General features: G+C 40.0%; 18 protein-coding genes. 16 read left to right on the top strand and 2 right to left on the bottom strand.

Annotated features, from left to right (window positions below; translation table 11 throughout):
• The first annotated feature begins 16 nt into the window (after window positions 1–16).
• The 16 genes from nrfD (at window position 17) to M1D52_RS23465 (ending at window position 13,784) form a co-directional block, all read left to right on the top strand.
• Window positions 17–1,495, top strand: a complete 1,479-nt coding sequence (nrfD, locus tag M1D52_RS23540; protein ID WP_013664839.1) for an NrfD/PsrC family molybdoenzyme membrane anchor subunit — start codon at window positions 17–19, stop codon at window positions 1,493–1,495.
• 4 nt (window positions 1,496–1,499) lie between these two features.
• Window positions 1,500–2,036 carry a DUF3341 domain-containing protein gene (locus M1D52_RS23535; protein WP_013664840.1) on the top strand — a complete coding sequence of 179 codons (537 nt, stop codon included), beginning with the start codon at window positions 1,500–1,502 and terminating at the stop codon, window positions 2,034–2,036.
• Complete coding sequence (locus tag M1D52_RS23530) at window positions 2,008–2,613, top strand: c-type cytochrome (protein WP_013664841.1); 606 nt, start codon at window positions 2,008–2,010, stop codon at window positions 2,611–2,613. Before M1D52_RS23535 ends, M1D52_RS23530 begins: the two co-directional genes overlap by 29 nt.
• A 23-nt stretch (window positions 2,614–2,636) precedes the next feature.
• On the top strand, window positions 2,637–3,860 hold the full coding sequence (locus M1D52_RS23525) for a hypothetical protein (protein ID WP_013664842.1): 1,224 nt from the start codon (window positions 2,637–2,639) through the stop codon (window positions 3,858–3,860).
• A 49-nt stretch (window positions 3,861–3,909) separates the two neighbouring features.
• Window positions 3,910–5,265, top strand: coding sequence for a cytochrome c oxidase subunit II (locus M1D52_RS23520; RefSeq protein WP_013664843.1), 1,356 nt, complete (start codon window positions 3,910–3,912; stop codon window positions 5,263–5,265).
• A 20-nt stretch (window positions 5,266–5,285) separates the two neighbouring features.
• The gene (locus tag M1D52_RS23515; protein WP_013664844.1) at window positions 5,286–7,169 is read left to right on the top strand and encodes a cytochrome c oxidase subunit I; all 1,884 of its coding nucleotides are present in this window, start codon (window positions 5,286–5,288) and stop codon (window positions 7,167–7,169) included.
• A gap of 71 nt (window positions 7,170–7,240) precedes the next feature.
• A complete protein-coding gene (locus M1D52_RS23510) occupies window positions 7,241–8,302 on the top strand; it encodes a COX15/CtaA family protein (RefSeq protein WP_013664845.1) in 1,062 nt (353 codons plus the stop codon).
• Between the two features lie 10 nt (window positions 8,303–8,312).
• Entirely contained in the window at window positions 8,313–9,182 is an 870-nt protein-coding gene (cyoE, locus tag M1D52_RS23505) for a heme o synthase (RefSeq protein ID WP_013664846.1), read from the top strand.
• Complete coding sequence (locus tag M1D52_RS23500; protein ID WP_457941594.1) at window positions 9,179–9,766, top strand: cytochrome c oxidase subunit 3; 588 nt, start codon at window positions 9,179–9,181, stop codon at window positions 9,764–9,766. The genes cyoE and M1D52_RS23500 overlap by 4 nt, the downstream gene beginning before the upstream one ends.
• 10 nt (window positions 9,767–9,776) lie before the next feature.
• The gene (locus M1D52_RS23495; protein ID WP_013664848.1) at window positions 9,777–10,466 is read left to right on the top strand and encodes a cytochrome c oxidase subunit 3; all 690 of its coding nucleotides are present in this window, start codon (window positions 9,777–9,779) and stop codon (window positions 10,464–10,466) included.
• Between the two features lie 45 nt (window positions 10,467–10,511).
• The gene (locus tag M1D52_RS23490) at window positions 10,512–10,853 is read left to right on the top strand and encodes a cytochrome C oxidase subunit IV family protein (protein ID WP_013664849.1); all 342 of its coding nucleotides are present in this window, start codon (window positions 10,512–10,514) and stop codon (window positions 10,851–10,853) included.
• Window positions 10,854–10,909: 56 nt separating this feature from the next.
• The gene (locus M1D52_RS23485; protein ID WP_013664850.1) at window positions 10,910–11,620 is read left to right on the top strand and encodes an SCO family protein; all 711 of its coding nucleotides are present in this window, start codon (window positions 10,910–10,912) and stop codon (window positions 11,618–11,620) included.
• A complete protein-coding gene (locus tag M1D52_RS23480; RefSeq protein ID WP_013664851.1) occupies window positions 11,620–12,144 on the top strand; it encodes a DUF420 domain-containing protein in 525 nt (174 codons plus the stop codon). The genes M1D52_RS23485 and M1D52_RS23480 overlap by 1 nt, the downstream gene beginning before the upstream one ends.
• Before the next feature lie 118 nt (window positions 12,145–12,262).
• On the top strand, window positions 12,263–12,544 hold the full coding sequence (locus M1D52_RS23475) for a hypothetical protein (protein ID WP_013664852.1): 282 nt from the start codon (window positions 12,263–12,265) through the stop codon (window positions 12,542–12,544).
• Complete coding sequence (locus M1D52_RS23470) at window positions 12,507–12,947, top strand: DUF983 domain-containing protein (protein WP_013664853.1); 441 nt, start codon at window positions 12,507–12,509, stop codon at window positions 12,945–12,947. Before M1D52_RS23475 ends, M1D52_RS23470 begins: the two co-directional genes overlap by 38 nt.
• A gap of 27 nt (window positions 12,948–12,974) precedes the next feature.
• On the top strand, window positions 12,975–13,784 hold the full coding sequence (locus tag M1D52_RS23465; RefSeq protein WP_437366079.1) for an OmpA/MotB family protein: 810 nt from the start codon (window positions 12,975–12,977) through the stop codon (window positions 13,782–13,784).
• Window positions 13,785–13,869: 85 nt separating this feature from the next.
• Here M1D52_RS23465 and rfbC read toward each other — a convergent pair whose 3' ends face one another.
• On the bottom strand, window positions 13,870–14,418 hold the full coding sequence (gene rfbC / locus M1D52_RS23460; protein ID WP_013664855.1) for a dTDP-4-dehydrorhamnose 3,5-epimerase: 549 nt from the start codon (window positions 14,416–14,418) through the stop codon (window positions 13,870–13,872).
• Window positions 14,419–14,458: 40 nt separating this feature from the next.
• Entirely contained in the window at window positions 14,459–14,761 is a 303-nt protein-coding gene (locus M1D52_RS23455) for a DUF4286 family protein (RefSeq protein WP_165446897.1), read from the bottom strand.
• Between the last annotated feature and the right edge of the window lie 338 nt (window positions 14,762–15,099).

Raw genomic sequence — 15,099 nt, 5'->3', positions numbered from 1 at the left:
CTGAAAAAATAAGAATATGTCATCGCATAACGAATCAATACTTAGAGAACCATTAGTTACCGGTAAGAATATTACTTATGCCAAGGTAACGAATGATATTCTCGTACCTGTAGAGAATAAACCAAATGCGGCTTGGTGGATTGGTTTCACTGTAGCTGCTTTGGGTGCGCTACTATGGGTTTTTAGCGTAAGTTATACATTTTGGACGGGTATCGGCGCTTGGGGCCTAAACAAAACGGTAGGCTGGGCATGGGATATTACCGACTTCGTATGGTGGGTGGGTATCGGTCACGCAGGAACGTTGATTTCTGCGGTATTGCTTCTTTTCCGTCAAAATTGGCGTAACTCCATCAACCGCTCAGCAGAGGCGATGACAATCTTCGCCGTAATCTGTGCCGCAACTTATGTCGTTGCTCACATGGGGCGTCCTTGGTTGGCGTACTGGATTTTCCCGCTACCGAACCAATTCGGTTCATTGTGGGTGAACTTCAACTCCCCCCTTGTATGGGATGCTTTTGCGATCTCTACCTATTTTACAGTATCCTTAGTGTTCTGGTATACAGGTTTATTACCGGATATTGCAACGGTTCGTGACCGCGCTACTGGCTTAAGAAGAAGAATATATTCGATCTTGTCGTTCGGCTGGACGGGTAATGTGAAGACTTGGCAACGCTTTGAAATCGTATCATTGATATTAGCCGGTATTTCTACACCGCTGGTACTTTCAGTGCACACCATCGTATCAATGGACTTTGCAACCTCGGTTATCCCGGGATGGCATACAACCATTTTCCCTCCTTACTTTGTGGCGGGTGCGATTTTCTCGGGTTTTGCCATGGTTCAAACCTTACTCTTGATTACCCGGAAAGTTTTGAATTTCGAAAACTACATAACCATGTTCCACATCGAGTCAATGAACAAGATCATCATGGTTACCGGGTCTATTGTAGGGGTTGCTTATCTTACCGAGTTGTTTATCGCTTGGTACTCAGGTTCAGAATATGAAATGTATGCTTTCGCCAATCGTGTTGCAGGGCCATATTGGTGGGCATATTGGTCGATGATGACTTGTAACGTTATCTCTCCCCAGTTATTTTGGTTTAAGAAAATACGCACTAGTATTCCAATTTCATGGGTGTTATCGATCGTAGTGAATATCGGTATGTGGTTTGAACGTTTCGTAATTATCGTCACTTCTTTGCACCGCGACTATATTCCTTCAAGCTGGGCTATGTTCTATCCAACCTGGACAGATGTAGGTGTGTTTGTTGGATCGATTGGTTTATTCTTTACCTTATTCTTGTTATTCCTTCGCGTATTGCCAGGTATAGCAATTGCAGAGGTTAAATTATTATTGCATTCCGCTAGTCACCAGCAAAAACTCAAATTGATCAAAGAAGGGCATTTGAAATCGGAGCAGGTTGAATTCTATAAAGAATCGCTCGACAAGTATGATAGTGTCAGCGAAGAGGAAATTAAAGAATTAGCAAAATAAAAAGATGAGCGACACAAAATATATTTTAGGACATTTTGAACATCCGGACGATTTGATGGATGGAATAGATAAGTTGCAAAAGAGTAACGTTTCTATTTACGATGTATATACACCCATGCCAATACACGGTATTGAGGCAAAATTAGGTGTTCCGCCATCTCGTTTGCCAATCGTAGCTTTCATATGTGGTATTACCGGAACCATCTCTGGTATCAGTTTGCTATATTATACACTGCATAAAGACTGGCCTATGATTATCGGTGGTAAACCGACGTTGCCAATGCCCGATTTTGTTCCCGTAACATTCGAGCTAACTATCCTGTTTTGTGCGTTGGGTATGGTGGCTGCATTTTACTTCAGAAGCCATCTTTTTCCGGGAAGAGCTCCACGAGTAATGGATTTGCGCGCAACGGACGATCGCTTCGTAATTGCAATTGATGCTAGATCGAACACCGATCACGAAAAAATTGACAGCTTATTAAAAGACGCAGGTGCGGTAGAAGTACTGTACAATGAAAGGAAATATGTTAGCTATGAATAAGACTAGACTGTTTGGAACCGCATGTTTTGCAATAGCTTTCGCGGCGATAGTATCTTCTTGTGGAGATAAAACAACGCGGAGTACAGGATGGGAATTCTCAAGAAACATGTACGATCCAATAGGATATAATCCAGACCAACCCAATAAGAATTTTGCCAATGGGCAAACGGCTCAGACTCCACCGGAGGGAACTACTCCCGTAGGTTTTGAACGTTTTGATTATCCAAATACCTTAGAAGGCTACGAAGCAGCAAGTGTAAATGTGCACAATCCTTTGGAACGAAATGAAAAGAACCTAAAGGAAGGGGCTCATTTATTTCAGGCTTTTTGCTCGCCTTGCCATGGGCCTGAAGGGCACGGGGATGGAACCATTGTGAACATGGAGAAGTTTCCACCGCCACCTTCATATGCTACGGGCAACTCTTCGCGTGGAGGATTAATGAAGGACTTGACCGATGGTAAAATCTACCATACGATTACCTACGGATTAAATCTAATGGGCTCGCATGCTTCACAATTATCACCTGAAGAACGATGGAAAGTGGTGATGTATGTTCATGAATTGCAAAAAAAATAGTATTATAAACAGTTATATATCAAATGGGAACTCATAGTCACACTACATATAATTTTGACGAGCGCTTTGAATTCGTTGGAAAGGCGAAAACATGGAGCTTGGCAGCAATAATAATTGGTGTTATTGCGATTGTTGCGGGCTTTTATGTGGACGGTAGCCACCGCATGTTCGCCAATTTATTGTTAATGGGATATTATTTTACCTGTGTGTGTGCAGCAGGAGCTTGTTTCTTAGCTATCCAGTTTGTATCCCAAGCCGGATGGTCAACAGGCCTTTTACGTATTCCGCAAGCATTTGCCAGTGTATTACCGATCGCATCGATTATTTTGATCGTAATCACCGCTGCGGGCTTATTTACACATAATCTATACCATCATTGGCACGCCGATGGAATAACGGATCCGAATAGTCCTCACTACGATGCTTTAGTAGCAGGAAAGTCTGCTTTTCTAAATGTACCCGGTTTTTTTGCCAGACAGATTATATTTTTAGGCTGCTACAGCATTTTAGGTGCAGCCTTGTCTAAACTATCTTATAGAGAGGACTTGGAAGGAAGTTTGAATTCTTATAAGAAGAGCTTCAAATTTTCTGCAATATTTCTTGTGATATTTGGTTTTACAACGCCTATATGGTCTTTCGATACCGTGATGTCTTTGGAGGCACATTGGTTCTCAACGATGTTCGGTTGGTATAACTTCGCTGCGATGTGGGTAAGTGGTTTATGTGCGATCACCTTAATAATTATTTTGTTGAAACGCGCTGGATACTTAGCTTGGGTGAATGAAAACCATTTACACGACATGGGTAAACTGATCTTCGGTTTCTCTATCTTTTGGACATACGTATGGTTTGCACAGTTTATGTTGATTTGGTACGCAAACATTCCGGAAGAAACGGTATATTTCTATAAAAGATGGGAACCCGAGTACAAACCTTGGTTTTGGTTGTCAATAATCATTAACTTTGTAGCTCCTGTTCTGATTTTGATGGATCGTGATGCTAAAAGGAAAGAAAATATCATGCTTTTTGTATGTATCCTGCTGTTAGCTGGACATTGGTTAGATTATTATATCATGATTATGCCCGGAACGGTTGAAAACCACAGAGGTTTTGGTCTAAGTGAGATCGGTTCGATATTAGGTTTCGTTGGTTTATTTACCTATTTAACCTTAGGTAAATTGAGTAAGCAACCGCTGGCCCCAAAGAACCATCCATTTTTGGAAGAAAGTCTTCATCATCAAATTTAGTTTCTTCGATTAGAAAGCGAATTGAATACGAATAACCGTTAATATTGAAATGAGATATAGAAAGTACATCAATTTTAGAACGATCTTCGGCTTGGTAATGGCTGTTATGCTATCATTGCAAAGTCCAGCTTTTGCTCAGTCAGGAGATAGTACTGCTGCCAAGAACGATACCAGTGCTACTGTTTCAAGTTCAGAGTTGCAGGCTAAAGCGGATTCAGCCGGGACAAATGCGGCGGATACCACCGGTAATGCCGTTGCTGCAAAGACGCCCGCCGGGACAAGTGCAACCAGCAACGCTGCACAAGCAGCACAAGAAGAAGAAAAGTCAATAGACCCTCAGGTATATAAAAACTTCTTTTATTATGTGTTGTTGTTTTTCCTCGTGTGTATAGTGGTTGGTATTGTTGGTAAGATTATCCACGTTTACGAATTAACACGCGAAATGCAAGGAAAAGGAAAACGCGTGAACTGGAATAAGTTCAACGGCATTCTTTTCTTAATAAGCCTTTTTGTGGGATTGTACGGTGCTTATTGGTCATACGTACACCATGGTAGCCTAGCTTGGCACGAAGCGGCATCCGAGCACGGAGCAAAAATTGATAGTATGTTTATCACAACTACAGTGATTACAACCATTGTTTTTGTGCTAACGCATATCTTACTCTTTGGATTCTCATTCATATATAAAAGCAGTGGAAAGCGCAAAGCTTATTTCTATCCACATAATAACCTGATAGAAAAAATATGGACCATTGTTCCGGCCATTGTATTGACAATTCTTGTATTGTTCGGGTTTTTTACCTGGAGAAGTATAACGAATGTACCGGATGATGTAGCTAAAAATGCGCTGCAAGTGGAAATTACGGGCGAGCAATTCGCTTGGACGGTTCGTTATGGTGGAAGAGATAATAAAATTGGTAAAAGAAGTATTAAGTTGACAACCCCTTTGAACGGCTTGGGGATCGACTATAATGATAAAAATGCCTGGGATGATATAATGGGATCTGAAATAGTATTGCCGGTAGGTAAACCTGTTAGATTTACCATAAACTCTAAAGACATCCTACATAGTTTCTATATGCCGGATTTCAGAGTTCAAATGAACGCAGTACCGGGTATGGCTACGCATTTCCAAATGACTCCACGTTTCACAACGGAGGAGATGCGCGAAAAGTTGAACAATCCTGAATTTGATTATGTAATGCTTTGTGCTAAGATCTGTGGACAAGGACACTACAATATGCAGAAGACGGTACGTATCGTATCCGAAGCGGAATACAAAGAGTGGTTGGCATCGCAAACTTATTTCTTCAGCGATGACGTGAAGAAAGAATTCAAAGCTTCGCAAACAGCAAATCAAGAGGGGCAGGCGAAGGATAATAAACAATTGGCGTTAAATTATTAATATATAGAGGATAAGAGCTTATGTCAAGTATAGCAATTCCACATGCAGGCGATCATGGCCATGATGCTCACGGGCATCATCATGAAACGTTTCTGACGAAATATATTTTTAGTCAGGATCATAAGATGATTGCTAAGCAGTTTTTAATTACGGGTATCATCATGGCTTTTTTTGCTATGTTTTTATCCATCTTATTTAGAATTCAGTTAGCCTGGCCTGAAAAGGATTTCCCCATATTGGAAGTTTTCCTAGGCAAGTGGGCAGAGGGCGGTAGGATAAGGCCCGATTTTTTCCTTTCTTTGGTCACTATCCACGGAACGATCATGGTCTTCTTCGTGTTAACTGCTGGTTTGAGTGGTACTTTTAGTAACTTACTGATTCCATTGCAGCTGGGAGCGCGGGATATGGCATCGCCGTTTATGAATATGTTATCCTATTGGTTTTTCTTTTCGGCTTGCGTAGTGATGATTTCCTCCTTCTTTGTTGAAAGTGGACCTGCAAGTGCCGGATGGACCATCTATCCTCCTTTATCGGCTTTGCCACAGGCTATTCCGGGATCAGGAACAGGGATGACACTTTGGTTGGCAAGTATGGTGCTGTTTATTGCTTCACAGGTAATGGGGGGTATTAACTACATCAGTACCGTATTGAATATGCGCACGAAAGGAATGAGCCTTTGGAGAATGCCTTTGACTATCTGGGCGGTGTTTTTGACGGCCATTGTTGGTTTGTTATCGTTCCCTGTTTTGGTTTCAGCCGTGGTTTTATTGATCTTCGATAGAAGTATGGGTACCAGTTTCTATTTATCGGATATCATTATAGGTGGACAGATCTTACCAAATGAGGGTGGTAGTCCTATTTTATTCCAACACCTTTTCTGGTTCTTAGGCCACCCTGAGGTATATATCGTATTAATGCCTGCTTTAGGCTTAACGTCGGAAGTAATTGCGACTAACTCACGTAAGCCGATATTTGGTTACCATGCGATGGTATATTCACTGATTGGTATTACCGTACTGTCATTTATTGTATGGGGTCACCATATGTTCGTTACCGGAATGAATCCGTTCTTAGGTGGTGTATTTATGATTACTACCTTAATCATCGCGGTACCATCAGCGGTAAAAACGTTTAACTACCTAGCGACCTTATGGAGAGGAAATATCAAATTTACACCAGCGATGTTATTTGCTATTGGTTTGGTTTCATTCTTTATATCAGGTGGATTGACTGGTATCTTTTTGGGTAACTCCGCCTTAGATATTAACTTACACGATACCTATTTTGTTGTCGCGCATTTCCACTTGGTAATGGGTTCTGCATCTATTTGTGGAATGCTTTGTGGTGTTTACCATTGGTATCCAAAGATGTTTGGACGAATGATGAACGATAAATTGGGTTATCTCCATTTCTGGATGACGTTTATTGGGGCATATTTGGTATTTTTCCCGATGCACTTTATGGGAATAGATGGTGTTCCCCGCCGTTATTATTCGTTCACTAATTTCCCATTCATGCAAGAATGGTTGACGGTCAACGTCTTTGTAACATGGGCGGCTATTATCGCTGGGTTTGGACAAGTAGCATTCTTGTTTAACTTCTTCTATTCAATTTGGTTTGGTAAGAAGGCAACACAGAACCCATGGAAATCTAATACCCTGGAGTGGACAACACCGGTAGAGCATTTACACGGAAACTGGCCGGGCGAGATCCCAACAGTTTATCGTTGGCCTTACGATTATAGTAAACCGGGACATGATGATGATTTTATTCCACAAACGGTTCCTTTCTCAGAAACGATGAGTTCTAACTTGCCACACGATTTTGAAGGGGATGCTGTTGCTGAGCAAATTCAACGCGAGTGGGATAAGGAGCATGGTGTCGAAAGAGAATTACATCATTAATAGTTTTGAATAAAGAACTTGGGGTATCTGCCTAAGCTTATAAGCTAATCGGGTGCCCCATTTTGTGCTAAATGAGTGTCTATTTACCTGGCGAGAGGAGATTTGTAGTAGTAAATAAAATTACTATTCTAGCGCTCTTTTTGCTTATCCTGGCCGGTGGAGTGGTGAGAAGTACCGGTTCGGGAATGGGCTGTCCGGATTGGCCAAAGTGTTTTGACCAGTACGTACCGCCAACAAACGAGTCTCAGTTACCTGAAGGGTACGAGCAAAAGTACATTGACAATCGGGCAAGAAAGAACGAACGCTTTGCAAAGACATTGGATCTATTCGGATTCGCCGAGTTAGCTGAGGAGTTGAGAAATGATAAGAGCATTCTTCAACATGAGGAGTTTAATGCGGCTAAAACATGGACGGAGTATATCAATAGGTTAGTTGGTGCAGTTACAGGGTTTTTCCTTTTATTGTGTGCTGTTTTTTCCACTGCGTTCCTGAAAAGTAAAAAGCGTATTTTCTATTTCAGCGTACTCAATTTATTTGTTGTATTTCTACAGGCTTGGCTTGGTTCCATTGTTGTTTCCACCAATTTATTGGCATGGGTAATTACCGTGCATATGTTGTTGGCATTGGTTATATTGGCAATTAGTATTTACACCTATTTCCAAGCTAAAGTGTTAAGAGACAGTAGCCTGTTGATCAACAGAGGGAATAAATCAGCAAAATTGCTTGCTCTAGTGGTTTTGGTGCTTATTGTTGTGCAGGTAATACTGGGGACAACGGTGCGGGAAGAGATCGATTTCATTGCTTCGTCATCTGACAATCGCGCTGAATGGGTATCGAAGCTAAGTAACTACTTTAACTACCATCGTGATATAGCTATAGGAGTCTTTGTTCTGTGCCTATTATTATTCTTTTTGGTTCGAACGAGATACGCGCATAAAAGTGTACAGAGCGGAATTGTTAATCTGATCGTTCTACTCGTTATTTTGCAGCTCGCCACAGGCTTTATTCTTTCGTATTTGGGAGTTCCGGCTTATGCTCAAACCACACACTTGGTGTTGGCTAGCTTGTTGTTTGGAGCTCAATATTACCTCATGCTCTTACTGGGAAAGACGAGCGAATACATAGGTCAGTAAATTGATTAAAGTGAAGGATTTTATAAGTGATTTAAAGCAGTTAATAAAAGTTCGACTTTCTTTTACAGTCGTATTTTCTGCATCAATTGCTTTTCTTGTCGGGAGTAGGGCACAAGGAGATATCAATTGGTTAAATTGGGCTATTCTAACGATAGGCGGATTACTGGTGACGGGTTCTGCTAACGGTTTTAATGAGATTATTGAACGCGATCTCGACAAATTAATGAAGCGGACAGCGGATAGACCTTTACCATCGGGCAGAATGACGTCGGGACAAGCACTGGTTTTAAGTTTGTTGATGGGTTTAATCGGCACACTTTTATTGGTTCGATTAAATTTCCTTACAGGAGTACTGTCGGTATTTTCAATTTTGATGTATGCGTTCTTTTATACGCCCTTAAAGCAGAAGTCGCCCATTGCCGTTTTTGTTGGTGCATTTCCGGGAGCCTTGCCGCCGCTTATTGGGTATTTTGCAGCTTTTAAGGAACCGTTCATTGACGAGATACCACTAATTTTATTTGGAATTCAATTCGTTTGGCAGTTTCCCCATTTTTGGAGTATCGCTTGGGTACTTGATGAAGATTATAAGCGAGCAGGATTTAGGTTGCTACCCACCACGAGGAAGGATACGATAAGTGCCTTTATGGTCTTTTTATCTGCAGCACTACTCATACCTGTCTCTTTGTTACCTACTTGGTATGGTTTTGCAGGATATACGCTCGCAGTTGTGTCGCTTTTGGCGGGGTTAGTATTTGCTTATTTTGCATTGCAGCTATTTTTGAAAAGGGACTTGGCTTCGGCAAGGAAAGTAATGTTTACATCTTTTTTCATATTACCGTTAATGCAATTAGTGTTGTTGTTTGATTTTATTAAGATATGATAATGGTTCAACAAACGGATAATAATAATTATCTAACGTCTTTAAAGGCGAAGAAATTCTCTTTATACGTTTTTTTAGTGGTATCATTCATGCTCTTCGCCGCTTGGTCCAGTGGTTTTATTGTTTATTCGGCGGGAGGGGAAGATAAGGGCTTAAAAACGTTATTACCTAATACTTTTATTTACAGTACGATCAGTATTGTGCTAAGCAGTTTTTGTATGCATTTAGCTTATGGATCGACTAAAATCGGCAATGTCGTAAAACAACGTTTATGGTTAGGGCTGACCATTCTGCTAGGCTGCTTGTTTTTCTTCCTGCAATATAGTGCCTGGATGGAGCTGGCTAGAAATGGCGTAATGTTCATTAATAATAATGCATCCCAGTCTTTCATCTACGTCTTTGTATGGGCGCACCAAGCGCATATCTTGGCTGGTATCATTGTACTGTTAAATGCTTTTTTTAAAGCTAATAATGGGAACCCTTTAATTAAAAATCGTTTTAGAATGGAACTTGCCACTATTTTCTGGCATTTTCTGGATATTCTATGGATATATATATATGTTTTCTTACTTTTGAATCAATAAAACTAATTAAATGAGTACTACTGTATCGCAATTAGATCAAGTGAAATCTGGACCATGGAATGGTGGTAGATCTCCTTTTGCCATGGAGTATGGCAAAATTATGATGTGGTTTTTCCTGGTATCAGATGCCTTTACTTTCTCCGCCTTTTTGATTTATTATGGTGCACAGCGTTTTGCCCAGGTAACCTGGCCTAATCCGGATGATGTTTTTCAATCCATTCCCGGAATTGCCGATCATGGTTATCCGTTGGTCTTTGTGGGGATCATGACTTTTATACTGATCATGAGCTCGGTTACCATGGTGTTAGCAGTAGAAGCAGGACATCGCAATGCTAAAAAAGAAGTAGTAGGATGGATGATTGCTACCATTATCGGCGGTTTGATGTTTTTAGGCTGTCAGGCTTTAGAATGGTCGCATTTGCATCACGAAGGATATTGGTGGGGCAGTATACCTACGCATTATGAAGGTATTGATAAATTAGGAGCCCAACAATTCGCTAATCTATTTTTTACCATTACAGGCTTCCATGGGTTTCACGTAACCACCGGTGTAATCATCAATATCATCATTCTCTTTATGACGATGGCAAATGTATTTGAAAAAAGAGGAACCTATTTGATGATCGAGAAAGTAGGGTTGTACTGGCACTTCGTTGACTTGGTTTGGGTGTTTGTATTCACTTTCTTTTACTTGGTTTAATTTTTCATTCCTTACGATATACAAATGAGCGAACATAATTCACATATGGAACATACACATGAAGAGCATCATGCTGATATGTCTAAAAAGTTGATCTGGAAGGTTTTCTTTTATTTATTAGCGATTACCTGCCTAGAGTTTTTCATTGCATTGGCATTAGTTTATCATGGGCCTCTTGAAAAAGGACCTTTAGTTAATTTCATCTATATAGTGCTTACACTGGTGAAGGCTTATTATATTGTGGCCTATTTTATGCACTTAAAGTTTGAGAAAATGGGATTTATAGTGTCGACACTCATTGTGTTTGTCTTTATTATATATTTCATTATTCTGCTATTAACGGAAGGATCCTATCTGAGTATACATTTGAATCATGTATTCGGATAGTATTTTCTTTGTAGCGTCTTTCTCGATAGATTGATTAGAGTGGTATATTACGCAGAATGAAAGATCAAACAAAGTCCTTTTCAATAAAGAAGATTGCAATCCTGGTAACCATATTGGCTTTACCGGGATTTTGTTATTATCTACTTCAGGAAAAGGGCGAGAATCGTTATAAATCGTTACCCTTTTATGGCGAAAAGAAATTAACGGGAACTTTTCATACCAAGCGCGGTAAACAGATTCCCGATACACTTTATCATGCCGTGCAACCTTTCAGCATGTTAAACAGCGATAGCTCTACGGTAACCTTTAAACCGGATAGCAGTGTGGCAGTTATTAATTTCTTCTTTACAAAGAACGAGAAGCTAGCGAAGCCTATTAACCAAGTGATGCAACAGATTGCCAAACGTTTCGAAAAAAACGCCATGGTTGAGCTTTATTCGGTTAGCATTGATCCTTATAGTGACACACCCTCCGTTTTGAAACAATATAAGGAAGGGTGGGGTAAGTTTAGAAATTGGTATATGCTATCACCGGCGAACTACGAAGAAGTTATAACGTTGGCCAAAGATGGCTTGCTGTTAGATGTTGTTTATGACCCAAAAGCGCATACCCCTGTTACGCATAGTTCATCAATCGTTCTATTGGATTCAAAACGAAGAATAAGAGGGTACTACGACGCCTTGGTTAAAACGGATGTTGATAAACTGATTGACGAAATTAAGTTGTTATTAACGGAAGAATTTAGAAATATAAGCATAAGACAATAATGAGTGATAAGGCTATCTTTAGATTGGTTTGGGGCGTATCGGTTTTTGTTTTTGTCGTGGTTGCACTATTGCAAAGTGGACTGATCGCCTGGAAAGTTATACCGGATTGGGTTTTCTATTTGCCTAAGGCGAATGCCATGATTAATGGAACTTGCACCGTCTTGCTCATCATCTCTTTCTTTTATATTCGGAAAGGAAATATTACAATGCACAAAAGGCTGAATATCATTACCTTTATACTTTCTTCGCTTTTCCTGGTGCTTTATATAATCTATCACTCCACCGGTAATGAGGCAAAGTTTGGGGGGCAAGGAATTATTCGTCCCATTTATTTCTTTATATTGATAACGCATATTGTGCTCTCGGCCATTGTACTGCCCCTGGTTCTGTTCAGTTTTTACAGAGGGATGAAGATGCAAGTTGAAAAGCATCGTAAATTAGTACGTTGGAGTTTTCCTATTTGGTTATACGTCACCATTACAGGCGTAATCGTGTACTTAATGATGGCTCCCTACTACAATTAGTCGATAAACTAGCTTCCTGTAAGTAATTTTTATTGCGTAATTTCGTTTTCTATAATAAGGATCAATAAAAAGTTGCGCTATACTAAACAGATTAGCTTTATCATTTAAAAATAAGCAAATGAAAAAGATTCTCAGAATAGCTGGATTGCTGTTTTTTTTGACAATTGCTGCTGTCAGCTATGTCAAACCGGTGTATGCACAATGCGCGATGTGTACTTTAAATGCTGAGCAATCGGTGAAAGATGGCAACAGTCAAGGCAAAGGCTTAAACAAAGGGATATTGTTTTTATTAGCTATGCCTTATTTGGCGGTAGGCGCCGTAGGATATATGTGGTATAAAAAATATCGAAGGAAGCAGGTTGATGTTAATTTCAAACACGACCCGATCAATCTCAACTAGTTTTCATGGAGGCATGGCGGGTAGGAGCAAGATACGTGCGTTAATAGAAGCCCGATGCCCTCAATGCAGAACGGGAAAAATGTTCATTGGTGGTACATATGGCTTTCGTAAACAACGAACTAATGATATTTGTCCATACTGCGGCTTGGAATTTGAAATTGAACCCGGCTACTTTTATGCTGCTATGTATGTGAGTTATGCCATGGCAGTTTTGGAAGTAATCACCATCGGCTTGACAACCTACTTAATTACAGGAAGTGAGTCTCCTTGGCTCTATTCGATTGTGTTGTTTATAGCAGTATTGCTTTTGGCCCCTTTTAATTATCGATATTCGCGACTGATTTTGCTGTATTTTCTGACGCCCAAGATTAAATACAATCCAAAATATCAGTTGGATGATTGAGATCAGTTTTTCTTTTATTTAAACGCTATGATACTTTTTAATAAGGGTTTTTGCTTGTTTCTATTTATTGCTTTACTTATAAGTAGTTGCAAAGTGATGTCCCCCAAAGCCTACCAAGCTATGCTAAATGTACAGGATTCATTAAATCAAGGTTGGCGGACAGCTCAAATCAAAAATGATAACTTAGAAGATGAACTGGCGAAGCTAAGGGCCGACACAGCATCATTGGGAAGAAGGCTTGCTTCATTGGAAGAGAATTTGAGCTCAAGCTCAAGTGAGGCGAAAAAACTGGCCGCAAATTTAGCTGAACGCGAGGAACGCCTGAAAGAGGTAGAAGATGTACTGCGGAAACGAGAGGAAGCAGGTAATCAATTAAAAGATAAGTTGCAACGTGCGCTGTTGGGATTTAAGGAAAGCGGGTTGACCGTTGATATGCGGGAGGGTAAAGTATATGTCCTACTTGCTGATAAATTACTCTTTTCTTCGGGAAGTATCATAATTGATCAGCGTGGGAAACAAGCTTTGGCCGAGTTAGCCAAAGTTTTGAATACGCAGCCCGAAATCAATATGGCCGTTGAAGGTCATACAGATAATCAGAAGGTGAGAAGCTTGGGACAAATTAAGGATAATTGGGATCTCAGCGTTTTGAGGTCAACTTCGGTTGTCAGGTATCTAACAGAGGAAGAGGGAATCGATCCAAAGAGGCTAATAGCAACGGGAAAGGGCGAGTTTACCCCTGTAGATACCGCAGACACACCCGAGGCTAGGAGTGCTAACAGAAGAATAGAAATTGTTCTTTCTCCAAAGCTGGATGAGCTTTATGAATTGATAAAATAGTAGGTAGTTGAATAGCGGGATAGTTGAGTGGTTGAATGGTCGAGTGCTATTTAACAACTTAACCACTCAACTATTCAACTACGAACTAAAAAGGATTATTGATATCGGCAAGCAGCGGTAACTGAAGATCCTTGTCTGATAAAATCAGCTCCTCTTGTGGTAAAGGCCATTGGATGTTAAAGGTAGGATCATTGTAACGAACGCCGATTTCATTTGCCTTATCATATTTACCGGTTACTTTGTAACAGAAAATAGTGTTCTCTTCCAGAGCAACAAAACCATGTAAAAAGCCTACAGGTATCCATAGCATTTTGGCATTTGCCTCACTAAGTTCAATGTGGAAGGTTTGGCCAAAGGTGGGTGAGTTTTTTCTAATATCCACAGCGACATCGATCACACTTCCCTTAATTACTCGGACAAGTTTTCCCTGGGCATGAGGACCTGCTTGTGCATGTAAACCACGAAGCGCGCCTTTACAGGAAACCGACTGATTATCTTGGACGAATTTTTCGTCAATGCCATTTTCCCTAAATAATGCTTCGTTATAAGTTTCAAAAAATTGTCCTCGGTTATCTTCCCATATTTTTGGTTCAATAATAACGACTCCTTCGATCGGTGTTTTTACAAAATTCATATTTTATTAGTGTGTAGCTTATATCGTTTTTGTTATGTTCTTAATCGATGTACTCCATAAGGGTATCGAATAAGAAGAGATGTCCATAAAAATCTCCCTGCATCTTCTGTTGTAAAATAGTAAACAGTGATTCTTTGAACTTTAGTATGTCCTCTCTATTATTTGCTAGCAATTGAAGGCTGAACGAGTGCCCCTCATTGGGAGAGTCTAATATTTTTAAAAGTCTTATTTCCTCAAATAAAGAATGAGCTTTCACCAAGGGGATATATTCTGTTTTAAGCCATTCGGTGTACGCTAAAACTTTTTGATCAGAAATAATATGTGTAATATTAAATAAAATCATTCGGCTAAGATAGCAATCCTCTGGCATTAATAGTACTTGCCACGCTAAATCAGCGCAATCGCATGTCTTCTTAATCGATTCTGTATCGGTTTGAATTAAGCAAAAGAGCAATATTAATAGAAGATGACCGAGAAAAAGGTGTTTTATTATAAATGCTTATTGAATATTAAAGGCAGGTATACCGGAGCCAAAAGAAGTGTACTTTAAATGTTACGAGTGAGGTTTGAAAAAAAAAGCTTCTTTTGCTAACTTAACCATAAATATAAGGGCATACAAACCTGGCTGTATGTCTGAAAGAAATCAACAAATTGGGTACAAAAAAGAGGTGGGTATACATG

The sequence above is a fragment of the Olivibacter sp. SA151 genome (genome assembly GCF_054130995.1).
This window is presented reverse-complemented; position numbering and strand designations above follow the sequence as displayed.

Excerpts from the sequence above, each read along its gene's own strand:
- M1D52_RS23475 (WP_013664852.1), top strand. The coding sequence starts at position 12,263 with ATGAAAAAGATTCTCAGAATAGCTGGATTGCTGTTTTTTTTGACAATT.
- M1D52_RS23530 (WP_013664841.1), top strand. The coding sequence starts at position 2,008 with ATGAAAGGAAATATGTTAGCTATGAATAAGACTAGACTGTTTGGAACC.
- M1D52_RS23455 (WP_165446897.1), bottom strand. The coding sequence starts at position 14,761 with ATGATTTTATTTAATATTACACATATTATTTCTGATCAAAAAGTTTTA.
- M1D52_RS23525 (WP_013664842.1), top strand. The coding sequence starts at position 2,637 with ATGGGAACTCATAGTCACACTACATATAATTTTGACGAGCGCTTTGAA.
- M1D52_RS23470 (WP_013664853.1), top strand. The coding sequence starts at position 12,507 with ATGTTAATTTCAAACACGACCCGATCAATCTCAACTAGTTTTCATGGA.
- rfbC (WP_013664855.1), bottom strand. The coding sequence starts at position 14,418 with ATGAATTTTGTAAAAACACCGATCGAAGGAGTCGTTATTATTGAACCA.
- M1D52_RS23485 (WP_013664850.1), top strand. The coding sequence starts at position 10,910 with ATGAAAGATCAAACAAAGTCCTTTTCAATAAAGAAGATTGCAATCCTG.
- nrfD (WP_013664839.1), top strand. The coding sequence starts at position 17 with ATGTCATCGCATAACGAATCAATACTTAGAGAACCATTAGTTACCGGT.
- M1D52_RS23465 (WP_437366079.1), top strand. The coding sequence starts at position 12,975 with ATGATACTTTTTAATAAGGGTTTTTGCTTGTTTCTATTTATTGCTTTA.
- M1D52_RS23535 (WP_013664840.1), top strand. The coding sequence starts at position 1,500 with ATGAGCGACACAAAATATATTTTAGGACATTTTGAACATCCGGACGAT.
- M1D52_RS23520 (WP_013664843.1), top strand. The coding sequence starts at position 3,910 with ATGAGATATAGAAAGTACATCAATTTTAGAACGATCTTCGGCTTGGTA.
- M1D52_RS23480 (WP_013664851.1), top strand. The coding sequence starts at position 11,620 with ATGAGTGATAAGGCTATCTTTAGATTGGTTTGGGGCGTATCGGTTTTT.
- M1D52_RS23500 (WP_457941594.1), top strand. The coding sequence starts at position 9,179 with ATGATAATGGTTCAACAAACGGATAATAATAATTATCTAACGTCTTTA.
- M1D52_RS23490 (WP_013664849.1), top strand. The coding sequence starts at position 10,512 with ATGGAACATACACATGAAGAGCATCATGCTGATATGTCTAAAAAGTTG.
- M1D52_RS23515 (WP_013664844.1), top strand. The coding sequence starts at position 5,286 with ATGTCAAGTATAGCAATTCCACATGCAGGCGATCATGGCCATGATGCT.
- M1D52_RS23510 (WP_013664845.1), top strand. The coding sequence starts at position 7,241 with ATGAGTGTCTATTTACCTGGCGAGAGGAGATTTGTAGTAGTAAATAAA.
- M1D52_RS23495 (WP_013664848.1), top strand. The coding sequence starts at position 9,777 with ATGAGTACTACTGTATCGCAATTAGATCAAGTGAAATCTGGACCATGG.